Here is a 15,219-nt window from a genome sequence, read left to right as displayed (position 1 = left end):
AAAGATCAATTTTCGCCGAGATCGGATCAACCCGGACCGGCTCCGGGCGACCGTCCAGCGGCGCGCCGCCCGGAGCCGGTCCAGGTCGAACGTTTATGATCGGCCATCCCGCGGCGGCGTTCGGCGGCCGCGCGGCCGAAGGAGGCGGTGAGTGGTTACCCGGGCGGAGCGGAACGCGACGAATCCGGACCTCGGGGTGCTGTCAGCGAGGCTCCTGTTCGCCGTTCAACGCGAACTCTTCGCGAAGCTCGTCGCCCAGGGTTTCGACGACCTGCACCCCCGGCACGGGGTGGTACTGGCCTACCTCGATCCGGGTGGTCTGCGCGCGACCGAGCTCGCGCGGCTCTCCGGCCAGGCCAAACAGGCCATCGGCCTGCTGGTGGACGAGCTGGAGGCGCTGGGCTACGTGTACCGCCGGCCCGACCCCGGCGACCGCCGGGCCAAGCTCGTCTGCCCGACCGAACGCGGCCTCGACCAGATGCGCACTGCCGACCGCATCATGGCGGGCATGCAGGACCGCCATGCCCGCCGCGTGGGCCGCGAGTCCTACGCCGAGTTCAAGCGCGTGTTCATGGACGTCGCGGAGCACCAGCGGCGCACTGTCGCCGCGGACTGACCCGGTCGCGCCGTTTCGGGCATGGCTCTCCTTTCCGGGGCCCAGTCCCGTGCCGGGGGGTGTCCGGTGCGGAGGCGGCGGTAGCCGATCGGCTCGATCACCCGCACTTCCCGCCGCCCACGCCGTCGGTCCCTCGGGCTTCGGGCCGGGCCGGTCAGCGAGAGTCACGGCTCGCGGGCCGTGCTCTCCGGCTGCCCCGGGCCGTCTCGATCGGCGCACGCGGGTCTTCGTGCGGGTGTGGGGCCACGGTCGCTCCTGTTCGTTCGCCACGTTTGCGACAGGCTCGGGCGCACACGGGACGGTCGTCAATAGTCGTGACTGTACAACAAATTCATCAGTATTCGCACCGGCCTCCACCGGCGTCTACAGATGATCCGACGGCGACAGAAACTGACCCGATCAGGCGTGGTTTCCCCGACCGGTTCCAGGCACAATCGCGCGGCCGTGGCGGTGGATCTGGCGGCGCCACAGCACCGCGCGAGGAACCGTCGGACGGCACCTTGACACCGTTCGTAATGGAAATTTACCATTGGCGACCTGAAAACTGCAGGACAGCCGCCACTGTGGCAGGAGACGAGCCGCTCCCCGCGAGCGTGCTCCTGATCCCACCGAGGAGCGGAATGTCAGGCACAGCAACCCATCCGAGATCAGCTCGCACGCGCTGGCGGATCACGGCCGCGGCCGTCGTCGCCACCGCGAGCGCCGGAGCCTGTCTCGCCGCGCCCGCGCCGGCCGCGCACGCGGCCACCACCGCGAACGTGTGGCTCACCACTGCCGATCGCTCGAACCTGTTGAAGCAGCAGGGAAACGTGTCGTTCGGCTCCGGCGGCAGCGGGCCGGTGATCACGGTGAACCCCACCACCACCTACCAGTCGATGGTGGGCTTCGGCGCGTCGTTCACCGACTCGGCCGCGTGGAACATCAGCAACTCGCCGCGGCGGGACGAGATCATGAACGCGCTGTTCACCACCTCCGGCGGGATCGGGCTGAGCTTCCTGCGCCAGCCCATCGGCGCGTCGGACTTCTCGCGCAGCTTCTACACCTACGACGACGGCGCGGCGGACCCGAGTCTCTCGCGGTTTTCCGTGGCACACGACAACTCCTACATCCTCCCGCTGGTCAAGCAGGCCAAGAGCCTGAACCCGAAGCTGTCGGTCATGGTCACGCCGTGGAGCGGGCCGGCGTGGATGAAGGACAACAACAACCTCATCGGCGGCTCGCTGCGCAGCGACCAGAACGGGGTTTTCGCCGACTACCTGGTGAAGTTCGCGCAGGCCTACGGGGCCGCGGGGGTGCCGATCGACTACCTGAGCGTGCAGAACGAGCCGCGGTTCTCCGCGCCCGGCTACCCCAGCATGTACATGGAGCCCGCGCAGCAGGCGAACATCATCAACACCCTCGCGCCGAAGCTGCGCGCGGCGGGCCTGCCGGCGAAGATCCTGGGCTACGACCACAATTGGGATGTCACGGACTTCGCCGAGCAGGTGAACAACCAGGCCGGCAGCAACGTGGCCGGCTCGGCGTGGCACTGCTACGGCGGTGACCCGTCGGCCCAGTCGAGGGTGTTCAACGACCAGCACAAGGACATCTTCTTCACCGAGTGTTCCGGCCACGACTCGGACAACGTCGCGAACACCTTCGCCGACACGTTGCGGTGGCAGGGCATGAACCTCACGATCGGCGCCACCCGCAACTACGCGCGCACCGTCGCGCTGTGGAACATGGCGCTGGACAACAACCACGGCCCGGTCATCGGCAGCTGCGGCAACTGCAACGGCGTCGCGACCGTCAGTGGCGGCAACGTCACCTACAACGCCGAGTACTACGTGCTGGGGCACCTGAGCAAGTTCGTGCAGCCCGGCGCCGTGCGGATCGACTCGACCGCCTACGGCGAGGGCGGTGTCGAGAACGTCGCGTTCCGCAACCCGGACGGCACGATCGTGCTCGTCGCGCTCAACACCGGTGGCACGCAGAACTTCCAGGTCTCCTTCGGCGGCCAGTCGTTCGGCTACCAGCTGCCCGGCGGCTCGATGGCCACGTTCACCTGGCCCGGCAGCGGCGGCGGCACGACCACTCCCCCGCCGACCGGCCGCACCGGCCCGATCTCCGGCCTCGGCGGCAAGTGCCTCGACGTCACGGGCGGCTCGACCGTCAACGGCACCCAGCCGCAGCTGTGGGACTGCACGTCGGGACCGAACCAGCAGTGGACGCTTTCGAGTGACGGCACCGTCCGCGGCCTCGGCAAGTGCCTCGACGTCACCGGCAACGGCACAGCCGACGGCACCGCGGTCCAGCTCTGGGACTGCTTCGGCGCGCCCAACCAGAAGTGGTCGACCGGCGCGAACGGCTCGCTGGTCAACGCGGGCAGCGGCAAGTGCCTGGACGTGAAGGACGGCTCGACGGCCAACGGCACCAAGCTGCAGATCTGGACCTGCTCCGGCGGCCCCAACCAGCGCTGGTCGGTCCCGGCGTAACGGTCCACACCGGACGCTTTCCCGTCTGCTGCGCCCGTGACCGGGCTTGTCCGGTCACGGGCGTTCTGCCGTGTTCACCGGGGTGACGTGCGTCACCTCGGTCCCGTGCAACCGTGGGGCGGGTCCATGGCCTTTGTGGAGTGAGGGCCGCTGAACGGCGGTCCGAGCGAGGAGCAGCGAGTGGGTCACCGGGACTGGGAGGCGGATTACACCGCCTTCGTGCACAGTCGTGCCTCGGCGCTGCGGACCACCGCGTATGTCCTGAGCGGCGAATGGCACCGCGCCGACGACCTGGTGCAGACCACTCTGGTCAAGCTCTACGTGATCTGGCCGCGCCTGGTGCGCCAGGGCGGCCTCGACGCCTACGCGCGCACCGTGCTCGTGCGCACGTTCGTGCGGGAGAACCGGCGCAAGTGGCGCCAGCTGGAACTGACCTCGCCCGCCCCGCCGGACACCACCGCCCTGCCCGAAACCGACCACGCCGACCGGCTCGCCGTGCGCGCCGCGCTGGCGCAGGTGCCGCCGCGCCAGCGGGCCGTGCTCGTGCTGCGCTTCTGGAACGACCTCAGCGTCGGCGAGACGGCCACCGCCCTCGGGTGCAGCGAGGGCACCGTCAAGAGCCAGACCGCCCGCGGCCTCGCCGCGCTCAAACGCGCGCTCGGCCCCCTGGGCTTCCGCGACCCGTTGCCCGAGGAGAGCGAGCGATGAACGAAGACCAGGCACGCGCCCTCATTCACCTGGCCGGTCCTGACGGTTCCGGCGGTTCGGGCGGCTCCGGCGGCTCCGGCGGTTCGGGCGGTTCGGGCGGTTCGGGCGGTTCCGTTGGTGCCGACGGCTCGGCGGGTCCCGACCTCGACGCCATCCTCTCCTCGGCACTGCGCCGCGGCCGCCGCCACCGCGCCATCCGCCGCAGCCTGGCCATCTCCGGCAGCGCACTGGCCACCGCGACCCTCGTGCTCGTCCCCCTGCTCCTGCGCGCCCAGCCCCCCGAGCACCTCGGCCCCGCCGCGCCACCACCCCCCGCCACCTCCACCACGACCCCCACCGCCACGGACACCACCCACACCCCACCCCCACCGGCCACCACCCCCATCACGGCCACCTCCCACGCACCCGCAAGCCCCGGCATCCCGACGACCAGTCACCGCCTGCCTCCCACCAGCACGCCGTGACCGCCGAACCAACCTCACAGCACCCGCCCAGCGCCCCGGGGCGCCCGCGCGCCCGCCAGCCCCGGCAATTCGCCGACCAGCACCCAGTCCCGCCGAGCCAAACCGAACAGCACCGACCCAGCGCCCCGGAGCAACCGCGCGCCACCCGCGCCCCAAACCCCCTGCGCGCCCGCCGACCCCAGCAGCTCGCCGACCAGCACCCCGTCCCCGCCGAACCAACCGAACAGAACCCGCCACCCTCGACCGGCTCCACTCAACCGCCGCTCGACACCGCACCCGACGCCGAGCCCAGCGCAATCCGGACCTCCTCGATCGCCGCCGGCTGGTCTTCCACCGCAACCCGCAACGCGCCGCCCGCCGAACGCCTTGGCCCGGCGCTGCCGAAACCGACCACGTCCAACCCAGGCACATCGAAGTCGACCGAGACCTCGCGCCCGCCCGCCGACCCCGGCCGCTCCCCCAGTCTCGCCGAACCAACCGAACAGCACCCGCCTAGGGCCCCGGAGCAACCGCGCGCCAACGGCGCCCCGAACCCCCCGCGCGCCCACCGGCCCCAGCAGCTCGCCGACCAGCACCCCGTCCCCACCACACAGCGCCGACCGCGCGCTGCCCCTGAACGGAAGCCCGCCATGACCACGTTGTTGTCCACGCCCACCGCGGCCCCGGCGCCTACCGGAGCGTCCGCGCGGATCGGTTACCTGTGGGCCGCCGCCCTGTATCTGGGGGTGCGGGTGGTCGGGGTGGTGGTGCTGGCGTTGTTCGCGTCGAGTACCGGGCAGCCGTTGCTCGACCGGCTCACCGCGTGGGACGGGCAGTGGTACCTGGCGATCGCGGACGGCGGCTACGGCGGGATCACCCACGGGCTCGTCGACGCGGCCGGGAACTTCGCGCCGCACACGCCGCTGGCGTTCTTCCCGTTGTACCCGTTCCTCATGCACGCGCTGGCGACCGGCACCGGGCTCGACAGCACGACCGCCGGGCTGCTGATCAGCGCCCTCGCGGGAGTCGTGGCTGCGCTGGGTGTCTATCGCCTGGGCAAGAGGGCCGGGAATGAGCGCACCGGGCTGCTGCTCGTCGCGTTGTGGGCGGGCGCGCCGCTGTCGATCACGCTGTCGATGGTCTACACCGAGGCCCTGTTCACGGCGTTCGTGGCGTGGGCGCTCGTCGGGCTCGTCGAGAAGCGGTGGGCGCCGGCCTCGCTGTGCTGTGTCGCCGCCGGGTTGACGCGGCCGACGGCCGTGGTGCTGGTGGCGGTGGTCGTCTTCGCCGGGGTGGTGGCTTTCGCGCGGGCGCCGCGGCCGGCGCCGCTCGTGGCCGCGGCCGCCGCGCCGGTGGGGCTGGTCGGTTACTGGCTGTGGGTGGCGAACCAGACGGGCAGCCTGTTCGGCTGGTTCGACCTCGAGTGGCACGGCTGGAACACGCGCTTCGACGCCGGCGCGGAGACGTTCGGCTTCGTCGGCCAGCAGCTCGTGCAAGGCCGGTCGGTGATGGAGGTCGGGAACGTCTTCGTGGTGTTCCTCGCGATCATCGCGGCCGTCCTGCTCCTGCTCAGGCTGCGCGAGCGCCCGAGCTGGTGGCCGCTGATCCTCTTCGGCGCGGGCATGGTGGTGCTCGTGGCCGGTACCGCGGGCATCCCGTTCGCGAAAGCGCGGTTCCTGCTCCCCGGTTTCGTCCTGCTGCTGCCCCTCGCCCAAGGACTGTCCGCACGACGGCGGAGCACCGCCGTCGCGGCGACCGCCGGTGTCGTCCTCGTCGGCTGCTGGTTCAGCGCCTACGCCCTCACCGGTTGGCACTACGCGATCTGAGCCGGAGAAACGGCGTCGGCCGCTATGTGCCACGGGGCATGGCAAGCGGCGATTTAGGCATTGGCTGGGCATGGCTCGCGCGGCCTAACCTCGTTTCACCTCGCACGACTCCAGCCGCCCACGGCGCCGAGCGACCCGGACGGCGAACCCACGCCCTCGGGGACCGCCCACCATGGAGGGAACCCGATCCCATGACGAGCACGTCCGGCTGTCCCGTCGCCCACGACTTCGACCCGCTCGCCGAACGCTACCTGAGCAGCCCCTACCCCGAGCTCAACCTCCTGCGCTACCAGGCGCCGGTGCACTACGTCCCGTCGCTGGACCACTGGCTCGTCACGCGCTACGCCGACATCGCGGCGATCCTGAGCGACCCGGCGACGTTCTCCGCGGCCAACGCGCAGGCCCCGCTGTCGGGCCTCACCGAGGAAGCGAGCGCGATCCTCCACAACGGACTGCGCAACACCCCGGTGCTCTCGAACTTCGACCCCCCGGGCCATTCCCGCGTCCGGCGCCTGCTGGCGCCGCTGTTCTCGCCGCGCCGGATCGCGCAGCTGGAGCCGCGGATCGAGCAGTTCACGACCGAGCTCGTCGACGTGTTCGCCGGCCGGGGCCGCGTGGACATCGTCGAGGCGCTCACGTTTCCCTTGCCCGCGTTGACTCTCTTCCGCCTCCTCGGCTTCCCGGACGAAGACGTCGACCGGCTGAAGGCGTGGTGCGGCGAGAAACTGGAGATCAACTGGGGCCGGCCCGACGCCGAGTACCAGCTGCGGGCCACGACCAACATCACCCGGTTCTGGGACTACTGCGAGCGCTACGTCGAGACGCGCAAGCACGACCTCGGCGACGACCTCACCAGCGATCTGCTGCGCCAGCGCGAAACCAACCCCGACGCGCTCGACGACCGCGAGGTCGCGAGCATCGTGTTCGCCCTGAGCTTCGCCGGGCACGAGACCACGACCAACCTGATCGGCAACGCGCTGCGCCACCTGCTCTCCCGCCCCCAGCTGTGGCAGGAGATCCGCCGGGACCCCGAAACCATCGCCGGGGCCGTGCAGGAGACCCTGCGCTACGACTCGTCGGTGATCGCCTGGCGGCGCATCACCACCCGCGAGGTGACGATCGGCGACACCGTCGTGCCGGAGGGCGCGCGCCTGATGCTGGGTCTCGGCGCGGCCAACCACGACCCGGCCGTGTTCGGCGATCCGGAGGAGTTCGAGATCCACCGGCCGAACGCGAAGGTCCAGATCTCCTTCGGCCGGGGCATCCACTACTGCCTGGGCCACGCCCTCGCCCGCGTCGAGACGGGAATCGTGCTGCGGCAGCTCTCCCGGCGGTTCCCGGACCTGCGGCTCGTGCCGGGACAGGAAGTGCACTACCCGCGCAACATCTCGTTCCGCGGCCCGGTGAACATGCTCGTCGAGTGGACCGCCGCCTGACCGTCACACGGCGGGCTCGGCGGCGGCCCCTTCCGCCTCCGAGGTCCGCCGTTCCATCGCGGACTTGTCCGACAGGGGCTTTTCCTCGAGCAGCCACACCACACCGAACGCCACCGCGGCCACGATCCCGCCGATGAGGAACACCAGGCGCATGGACCCGGCGAAGCCCTCCAGGATCGGGTGGGCCAGCACCGGGTCGAGGGTCTTGAGGAACGACGTGTCGTTCACGTCGACACCGCCGCTCATCTGCTGCGCGAACTCCGGGTGCCGGGCCAGCGCCGCGACGTAGGCCGGCGAAGCCGCGGCCGCCCGCAGCGCCGAGGCGATGCTTCCGCCGACGGTGCTGAACAGGATCGACAGGAACACCGCGGCACCCACCGTGCCGCCGATCTGGCGGAAGAAGGTCGAGGCCGAGGTCGCCACGCCGATGTCGCCGGGCAGCACGTCGTTGGTCGCGGCCAGGGTGAGCGTCTGCATCGAGGCCCCGAGCCCCAGCCCGATCACGAACGCGATGCCCATGACGACGGTGACCGGGGTGTCCACGCCGATCGTCGCGAGCCCGAACATCGACGCGGTCAGCAGCCCGAGCCCCACGACCGCGAACACCTTGTAGCGCCCCGTTTTCGTGGTGACCAGCCCGCACACGGTGCTGGAGATCATCATGCCCGCCGTGAGCGTGAGCATCTGCAGGCCGGCCGCCGTCGGCGTTGCGCCCTTCACGATCTGCAGGTACAGCGGCAACGACAACATCGCGCCGAACATCCCGATGCCCACGATCACCGTGACGATCGTGGCCACGCGGAACTCCGAACAGCCGAAGAGCCGCAACGGCAGCAGGGCCGCGTCCCCCATCCGGCGTTCCTGCAGCACGAACAGCGCCACCCCGATCGCGCCGACCACGAACATCGCGATCGACGCGGGTGAACCCCAGCCCCAGTCCCGGCCCTGCTCGGCCACGAGCAGCAGGGGCACGATGCCGAGGACGAGCGCGCCGGCGCCGAGGAAGTCGATGCGCTGGTGGACCTTCGTCGTCGGGAGGTTCAGCACCTTGTTGACCACGAACAGCGCGATCAGCCCGATGGGGACGTTGACCAGGAACACCCAGCGCCAGCCCGTGATCCCCGCGACCGTGCCGGCCCCGGCGAAGAACCCGCCGACCACCGGACCGGCCACGCTCGAGATGCCGAAGACCGCTGTGAAGTAGCCCTGGTACTTGCTGCGCTCGCGCGGCGAGGTGACGTCCGTGATGATCGCCAGGCCCAGCGACATCAGTCCACCGGCACCGAGGCCCTGCACCGCGCGGAACGCAGCCAGCTCGTACATCGACGTCGCCGTTCCGCTCGCGAGCGAGCCCGCCAGGAAGACGGAGATCGACGTGAGGTACATGGGTTTGCGGCCGAACAGGTCCGACAGCTTGCCGTAGAGCGGCGTCGAGAGCGTCGCCGTGATCAGGTACGCCGTCGTCGCCCACGCCTGCAGGCTCTGCCCGTGCAGCTCGTCCGCGATCGTCTTCATCGCCGACGACACGATGGTTTGGTCGAGCGCCGCGAGCAGCACGCCGAGCATCAGCCCGGACAGCACGGTGAGGATCTGGCGCTGGGAAAGGTGCCCGCCGGTCGCGGCACCGGCCGCGGCGGCCGGGTGGACTGGGTGATCCATGGGATCTCCGTTCGGGTCTCAGATGTCGAGCAGGATCCGTCCGGCCGCGCCGGCCTGCTCGGTGGCGTCCTGGGCGTCGGCGACCTGGTCGAGCGGGAACCGCCCGGCGATCGGGTAGCGCAGGTCGCCCGCGGCGACGGCCGCGGTCAGGTCGGCCGCGGCGGATTCGTTGGCGGACTCCGGGAAGTCGTCGTTGCTCAGGAACTGCACGGTGATGTTCTTGAACGCGGCGGGCCAGTAGGGCAACGGCGCGTCGGCGTTGCTCGTCGCGTAGGTCGCGATCGAGCCGCGGTACTTGAGGACCTCGACGTCCAGCGCCGCGTTGCCGGCGAGGTCCGTTTCGGCGATGCGGTCGACGCCCTCGGGGGCGAGGGCCCGGATCCGCTCGGCAGCAGCGCCCTCACGCACGTTGACAACGTGGTGGGCGCCGGCCTGAAGCGCGGCGTCGACCTGATCGGCGTGCCGCACGGTCGCGAGCACGGTGGCGCCGCCGCGGCGCGCCACGGCCACTGCCGCGCGCCCCACTCCGCCCAGCGGCGCGGTGACGAGCACGGTCAGGCCCGCCACCGGGCCGCCCGCGAACACGGCGCGGTGGCCGGTGATGCCCGGGATGCCGAGCAGGGCGCCCTGGTCGAGGTCGACCGCGTCCGGCAACTCGACGGCGTGCCGGGCGGGCACGACGGTGTACTCGGCCGCGGTGCCGAACGGGCGGTAGGACTGGGCGAGGTAGACCCACACGCGCTCGCCGATGCGGGCCGGGTCGACGCCCGCGCCGACCGCGTCGACGACCCCGGCGCCGTCGCCGTGCGGGATCACCCGCGGGTAGGCCATCGTCGAGCCCCAGTAGCCGCGGCGCTTCCCGACGTCGCCGACGTGGATGCCGGAGACGACCACCCGGACCCGGACCTCGTCCGGCCCCGGCTCGGGAACGGGTACCTCGCCGACCCGCAGGACTTCCCGGGCCGGGCCTTGTTTTTCGTAGTACGCCGCGCGCATCACCGCGCCCGGTCTGTCCGTCGAGCTCATCGTGCCTCCGCAGTCGTGGTGGGGACCATCGTCGGCGGAGCGGGCCCGGGCCAGCGCCCGTCAGATGACTGGGTCACCGACGGTCGCCGGTCCGGGCCGCGCCATCAGGCGGTGCGCGGCGGCATCAGGAGCGGATGAACTCGAGCAGGTCGGCGTTGATCGTCGCGGCCTCGGTGGCCGGCATGCCGTGCGGGAAACCCGGGTAGATCTTGAGCGTGCCGTCCTTCAGCAGCTTGACCGACAGCAGGGCGGCGTCCTCGTACTGAGCGCCTCGGACGCCTGGGCGGTTGAACCCGTAGAACGGACCCGCGCCGGGCGACGAGGCCGTGCGCGCCGAGTGTCCGATGTGGATCGCGTCGGGCAGGCCCAGGTGCGCGGTGACCTAGGCCAGGTCGTCGGCGTAGTGGTCGAGGTCAGGACCGCGCCGGGAGCGAGCGCGGGAGCCCGAACGCCGGGAACACGCTGTTCTCGAACCGGCTCATCGCGCAGATCCGGTCACCCGTCAGGGTGAGGACGTAGAGGCCGGTGCCGTGGCGGGCGCCGCCTGGGGTGCGCAGGTAGGCGCCGAACGCGGGCTGGCCGTTGGCGCGCGTCGGCACGAGGTCGAAGCGGCGGCCGGCGCCGAACAGGCTCGCGCAGAAGCCCGCCACGACGTCGCGGCCCTCGTACTCGAAGGGCAGCGGCGGCATCGACATGAAGGCGTCGTCGGTCAGCAGCGTCACCAGTGCGTCGATGTCGGCGGCTTCGTACGCGCTGACGAACCTCGCCACGAGCGCGTCCTCCGCGGGCGAACCGGCGGCGGGAGCGGGTTCGGTGACGGCCGGCCGCCGGCGCGGCAGACCGGCGCGCGCCCGCTTGAGGGCGCTCTTGACCGATTCCACGGTGGTGTCCAGCATGCCGGCGACGTCGGCGGCGGGGAACCCGAGGACGTCGCGCAGGACCAGGACGGCCAGCTGCCGCGGCGGCAGCGTCTGCAGGGCGGTCACGAACGCCAGCGAGATCGACTCGGTCTGCTCGTAGCGGGCCTCCGGGCCCAGCGGCACGGCGATCGCGCCTTCGAGGAGGGCGTCGGGGTAGGGTTCGAGCCACGCGACCTCGCCGAGCCGCGTGGGTTCCGGCGGCTCGACGCCGGGGATGTCCCACTCCTTGGCCGGGCGCCGTTTCGCCGCGCGCAGGACGCTGAGGCACCGGTTGGTGGCGATCCGGTAGAGCCACGTGCGGATCGAGGCGCGGCCGTCGAACCCGCCCAGGCCCCGCCAGGCGGACAGCAGCGTGTCCTGCAGCGCGTCCTCGGCGTCCTGGAGCGACCCGAGCATCCGGTAGCAGTGCACCTGCAGCTCGCGCCGGTGCGGTTCGGTCAGCGCCCGGAAGGCCTCACCGTCGCCGCCCCGCGCCCGGCTGATCAGGTCGGTCCTCGCCCGTTCCATCGGCTACCTCTCTCCGGTCGGCATTCCCCATCCTGTCTCGACGCCGGGCGGGGTGCGAAGGGGGCGGTGCGCCCCCTTTCCGGATTCCGCGGCGTCGGTATCCCCGACAGCCGACGACAAGAGGAGAACGGCCATGGGAAAGATCGTCATCAGCGAGAACGTCTCGCTCGACGGAGTCGTCCAGGACCCGACCGGCGAGGACGGCCTCGGCCGCGGCAGCTGGTTCACGTGCGTCGGGGACGGCGACCGGGAGGCGTGGGCGAAGGTCGAGTTCGAAGAGGCGCTGAGTGCCGCGGCCCTGCTGATGGGGCGGCGCACCCACGAGTGGTTCGTCGCGCGGGGCTGGGGGTCGCGCGACGGCGCCTGGGCGGACCGGTTGCGCGCGCTGCCGAAGTACGTCGTTTCCTCGTCCGACCTCGACGGTCCGGAGTGGACCCGCTCGACGGTCGTGCCGGTCGAGGAAATCCCGAAACTGAAGCAGGAGGTGGGCGGCGACCTCGTCGTCTACGGCAGCGGCCGGCTGGCGCGCACGCTGGCCGAGCACGACCTCGTCGACGAACTGCGCCTGATGACCTACCCGGTCGTGGTCGGCGCGGGCGAACGGCTCTTCGGCGAGACGAGCGCGGCGAAACCGATGCGGCTGGTGGACACGAGGACGGTCGGGGAAAGCCTCGTTCTCCTCACCTACCGCCCGGCGTGACGGTTTTTGTCGGTGGCGGCGGACAGAATGGCCGACGCCACCCGAGCCGGCCGAGAGGATCGTCATGGCTTCGACCCACCACCGCCTGGACTACACGGAGTTCGCCGTGACCGACCTCGACCGCGCGACGGCGTTCTACCGCGACGCGTTCGGCTGGGGCTTCAACGCCTACGGCCCCGGGTACGCCGGCATCCGCGCCGATCCGGCCGAGGCGTACCCGGAGGTCGGCGGCTTCCGCGTCGACGACGAGGTCGCCCAGGGCGGGCCGCTGTGCATCCTGTACTCGGCCGACCTGGGTGCGAGCGAAACGTCCGTCCTCACCGCGGGAGGCACGATCGTCGAGCCGGCCTACGACTTCCCGGGCGGGCGGCGGTTCCACTTCCGGGACCCGGAAGGCAACGTCCTGGCCGTGTGGTCGGCTTCGTAGCTCCTCGGCGCCGGATCGCCTCGCCCGCACCGGGGCGAGGCGATCCGGTGGTGCTCAGCCCCACTGGTACTTCAGGAACTTCCCGTCGAGCGTCACGACCACGCGCTCGCCGCCCGGGTCTTCGCGGCGGCCGACGTCGATCTTGAAGTTGATGGCGCTCATGATGCCGTCGCCGAACTGCTCGTGGATCAGTTCCTTGATGGTGGGCCCGTACACCTGCAGGACCTCGTAGAAGCGGTAGATCGTCGGGTCGGTAGGCACGGCCTCCTCGAGCGCGCCGCGCGTCGGCTGGAGCTGCAGCGCCTGCGCGACGTCGTCGCCCAGCTCGAGGATCGCGACGGCCTTCGCCGCCTTCTCCGCGGGGACCGGGTGCTGCCCGAGCAGCGCCGACGTCGTCCACGCCAAGGGAGCGTCCAGGGAATCGGCGATTTTCGCCCACGTGAGCCCGAGCCGGACCTTGGCCTCCAGCACCGCGTCGGCCGCCTGCTTCTTGGTAGTCATGCGGTCGAGCGTAAGGGCCCGATCACGCGCGATCCATCCATTCCCCGTCCGGGCTCACTGTCTTTTCCTATGAGTCCATAGGACCGGTGTATCACGACGCCTCCCGGCCGGCCCGGAGATCGTCGCCGGCCTGGCGCAAGGCCGCGACCACACCCCCGGCTTCCGCGCCGCGCACCGGCGGGAACACCGCGACGGTCCGGCGGCCCGGCCAGCTCGGGTCTTCGACGCCGACGGTGACGACCCCGGCCGGGACGGACAGGGCGGCGACCTCGGGCATCAGGCACACGCCCAGCCCGGCGGCGACCAGGCCGAGCCGCGCCGGCCACCCGCGCACGGCGTGGCCGATCACCGGCTCGGTGAGCGTCGGCCAGGCGCGGAACTGCGGGTCGTCACCGCCGCCCGGGCCGGCGATCCAGGTTTCGCCCGCCAGCTCGGCCACGGGCACGACGTCGGCACCGGCCAGCCGATGCCCCGACGGGACCGCGACGCACAGGCCACCGGCGGACACGACCTCCTGATCGAGCCCGGCCAGGTCGTAGTCCGGCAGCCCGGCGCCGACGCCGATCACGGCCACGTCCAGCCGCCGGGCGCGCAGGAACCGCAGCAGCGTGGGGGTCGCCGCCTCGGTCAGCGCCACCTCCAGGCCCGGGTGCTCGGTGCGCAGCCGCGCGACGGCGCGGGGCACCAGCACGGCCGTCGCCGACGGGTACGCGCCGAGCCGGACGCGGCCCGCGAGCCGGTCGTCCAGGCCCGCCAGGTCCTGCTCCAGCGCCTGCAGCCCGGCCAGGATCCGGCCCGCGTGCGCGACCACGACGGCGCCGGCCGCGCTGACCCGCACCCCGCGGCCCTCGCGGACGAACAGCGCCTGCCCGGCCGCCGCCTCCATCGCGGCCACCTGGCGCGAGATCGCCGGCTGCGAGTACCCCAGCAGCCGCGCGGCCGCGGTGAACGATCCGCTCGACGCGATCTCCCGGACGACCCGCAACCCCGCCACGGTCAGCTCACTCATGCGAGTACCGTATCGCTGCAACCCGGAACTCTCATCCTTCGCATGGATTTTTCGCCCCGCACAACGGGTTCTTCCCAGTATGGACACCACACCGAACAGCAAGACCTGGTTCGTGACCGGAGCGTCGCGCGGGATGGGCCGTGAGCTCGTGGAGCAGGCGCTGGCGCGCGGCGACCGCGTCGCGGCCACCCTGCGCCGGCCCGGCCGGCTCGACGACCTGGCCGCCCGCTACGGCGACCGCCTGTGGGTGCGCGCGCTGGACGTCACGGACACCACGCGGTTGCGCGCCGTCGTCGACGAGGCGTTCGCCGCGCTCGGGCGCATCGACGTGGTCGTGTCGAACGCGGGCTACGGCGTGTTCGCCACCGCCGAGGACCTCACCGACGCGCAGATCGACCGCATGATCGCCACCAACCTCACCGGCTCGATCCAGCTCGCCCGCGCGGTCGTGCCCCACCTGCGCGCCCAGGGCGGCGGGCGGCTGCTGCAGCTGTCGAGCATGGGCGGGCACCTCGCGTTCCCCGCGTTCTCGCTCTACCACACCACGAAATGGGGCATCGAAGGCTTCTTCGAGGCGCTGGCCGAGGAGGTCGCGCCGTTCGGCATCGACACCACGCTGATCGAGCCGGGCATGGTCCGCACGGGCTTCTTCGACGCGGCCGACCGCGTGCCGGTCAGCGCCCCGTACCGCGGCGGGCCGGCCGACCAGGAGCCGATCCCCGTGTCGGAGATGACGGACAGTCCGGAGAAGACGATCGCCGCCGTCGTGCGCGCGGCGGTTTCGGCGAACCCGCCGCGCCGCCTCGTGCTGGGCTCGGACGCCTGGCAGCTCATGACCACCGCGCTGCGGCAGCGCCTGGCCGACGTCACCTCCCAGCGCACCAACGCCGCCACGGCCGACGCCGTGCCCGCGCACCACTGAGCCGGTTCGGGCGAGTCCGCTCTCCTGGTGAGCGGACTCGCCACC

Annotated in this window: 15 protein-coding genes; 9 read left to right on the top strand and 6 right to left on the bottom strand. The window is 71.8% G+C overall.

Translation table 11 applies throughout. From position 1 onward, the window contains the following. Window positions 1–151: 151 nt before the first annotated feature. From AB0878_RS10495 to AB0878_RS10480, 4 genes are all read left to right on the top strand, one after another. A complete protein-coding gene (locus AB0878_RS10495) occupies window positions 152–616 on the top strand; it encodes a MarR family transcriptional regulator (RefSeq protein ID WP_366578521.1) in 465 nt (154 codons plus the stop codon). A gap of 620 nt (window positions 617–1,236) precedes the next feature. After that, window positions 1,237–3,090 (top strand): ricin-type beta-trefoil lectin domain protein, encoded by a 1,854-nt coding sequence (locus tag AB0878_RS10490; RefSeq protein ID WP_366578519.1) that lies wholly within the window; start codon window positions 1,237–1,239, stop codon window positions 3,088–3,090. A gap of 180 nt (window positions 3,091–3,270) precedes the next feature. After that, complete coding sequence (locus AB0878_RS10485) at window positions 3,271–3,798, top strand: SigE family RNA polymerase sigma factor (protein ID WP_366578518.1); 528 nt, start codon at window positions 3,271–3,273, stop codon at window positions 3,796–3,798. Next, entirely contained in the window at window positions 3,795–4,262 is a 468-nt protein-coding gene (locus tag AB0878_RS10480) for a hypothetical protein (RefSeq protein ID WP_366578517.1), read from the top strand. The genes AB0878_RS10485 and AB0878_RS10480 overlap by 4 nt, the downstream gene beginning before the upstream one ends. Window positions 4,263–4,515: 253 nt before the next feature. Here the strand turns inward: AB0878_RS10480 and AB0878_RS10475 are convergent, their stop codons facing one another. Then, window positions 4,516–4,662: a hypothetical protein gene (locus tag AB0878_RS10475; RefSeq protein ID WP_366578515.1), complete on the bottom strand. Its 147-nt coding sequence runs from the start codon at window positions 4,660–4,662 to the stop codon at window positions 4,516–4,518. 229 nt (window positions 4,663–4,891) lie between these two features. Here AB0878_RS10475 and AB0878_RS10470 point away from each other — a divergent pair, with 229 nt between their 5' ends. Together AB0878_RS10470 and AB0878_RS10465 are read left to right on the top strand one after the other, a co-directional pair. Next, window positions 4,892–6,067 (top strand): hypothetical protein, encoded by a 1,176-nt coding sequence (locus tag AB0878_RS10470; RefSeq protein WP_366578513.1) that lies wholly within the window; start codon window positions 4,892–4,894, stop codon window positions 6,065–6,067. Between the two features lie 191 nt (window positions 6,068–6,258). Continuing rightward, entirely contained in the window at window positions 6,259–7,503 is a 1,245-nt protein-coding gene (locus tag AB0878_RS10465) for a cytochrome P450 (RefSeq protein WP_366578512.1), read from the top strand. 3 nt (window positions 7,504–7,506) lie between these two features. Here the strand turns inward: AB0878_RS10465 and AB0878_RS10460 are convergent, their stop codons facing one another. The 3 genes from AB0878_RS10460 to AB0878_RS10450 all read right to left on the bottom strand — a co-directional run bounded on the left by AB0878_RS10460 (window position 7,507) and on the right by AB0878_RS10450 (window position 11,615). After that, the gene (locus AB0878_RS10460) at window positions 7,507–9,162 is read right to left on the bottom strand and encodes an MDR family MFS transporter (protein WP_366578510.1); all 1,656 of its coding nucleotides are present in this window, start codon (window positions 9,160–9,162) and stop codon (window positions 7,507–7,509) included. 18 nt (window positions 9,163–9,180) lie between these two features. Beyond that, on the bottom strand, window positions 9,181–10,188 hold the full coding sequence (locus tag AB0878_RS10455; RefSeq protein WP_366578509.1) for an NADPH:quinone reductase: 1,008 nt from the start codon (window positions 10,186–10,188) through the stop codon (window positions 9,181–9,183). 413 nt (window positions 10,189–10,601) lie between these two features. Continuing rightward, window positions 10,602–11,615 carry a sigma-70 family RNA polymerase sigma factor gene (locus AB0878_RS10450; protein ID WP_366578507.1) on the bottom strand — a complete coding sequence of 338 codons (1,014 nt, stop codon included), beginning with the start codon at window positions 11,613–11,615 and terminating at the stop codon, window positions 10,602–10,604. A 133-nt stretch (window positions 11,616–11,748) separates the two neighbouring features. Here AB0878_RS10450 and AB0878_RS10445 point away from each other — a divergent pair, with 133 nt between their 5' ends. Next, window positions 11,749–12,315 (top strand): dihydrofolate reductase family protein, encoded by a 567-nt coding sequence (locus AB0878_RS10445; protein ID WP_366578506.1) that lies wholly within the window; start codon window positions 11,749–11,751, stop codon window positions 12,313–12,315. A gap of 64 nt (window positions 12,316–12,379) precedes the next feature. Beyond that, complete coding sequence (locus tag AB0878_RS10440; RefSeq protein WP_366578504.1) at window positions 12,380–12,742, top strand: VOC family protein; 363 nt, start codon at window positions 12,380–12,382, stop codon at window positions 12,740–12,742. Window positions 12,743–12,796: 54 nt separating this feature from the next. On the opposite strand, the gene cynS is transcribed toward AB0878_RS10440, so the two are convergent. Further along, the gene (gene cynS / locus AB0878_RS10435; RefSeq protein ID WP_366578502.1) at window positions 12,797–13,243 is read right to left on the bottom strand and encodes a cyanase; all 447 of its coding nucleotides are present in this window, start codon (window positions 13,241–13,243) and stop codon (window positions 12,797–12,799) included. Between the two features lie 91 nt (window positions 13,244–13,334). Next, a complete protein-coding gene (locus tag AB0878_RS10430) occupies window positions 13,335–14,252 on the bottom strand; it encodes a LysR substrate-binding domain-containing protein (protein WP_366578500.1) in 918 nt (305 codons plus the stop codon). Window positions 14,253–14,331: 79 nt separating this feature from the next. Here AB0878_RS10430 and AB0878_RS10425 point away from each other — a divergent pair, with 79 nt between their 5' ends. Further along, window positions 14,332–15,174: an SDR family oxidoreductase gene (locus AB0878_RS10425; protein WP_366578498.1), complete on the top strand. Its 843-nt coding sequence runs from the start codon at window positions 14,332–14,334 to the stop codon at window positions 15,172–15,174. The last annotated feature ends 45 nt before the right edge of the window (window positions 15,175–15,219 follow it).

This window comes from Amycolatopsis sp. NPDC047767, from assembly GCF_040704195.1.
Taxonomy (GTDB): domain Bacteria; phylum Actinomycetota; class Actinomycetes; order Mycobacteriales; family Pseudonocardiaceae; genus Amycolatopsis.
The sequence above is the reverse complement of the archived record's forward strand: the minus strand, read 5'-3'. Positions and strand labels throughout refer to the sequence as shown.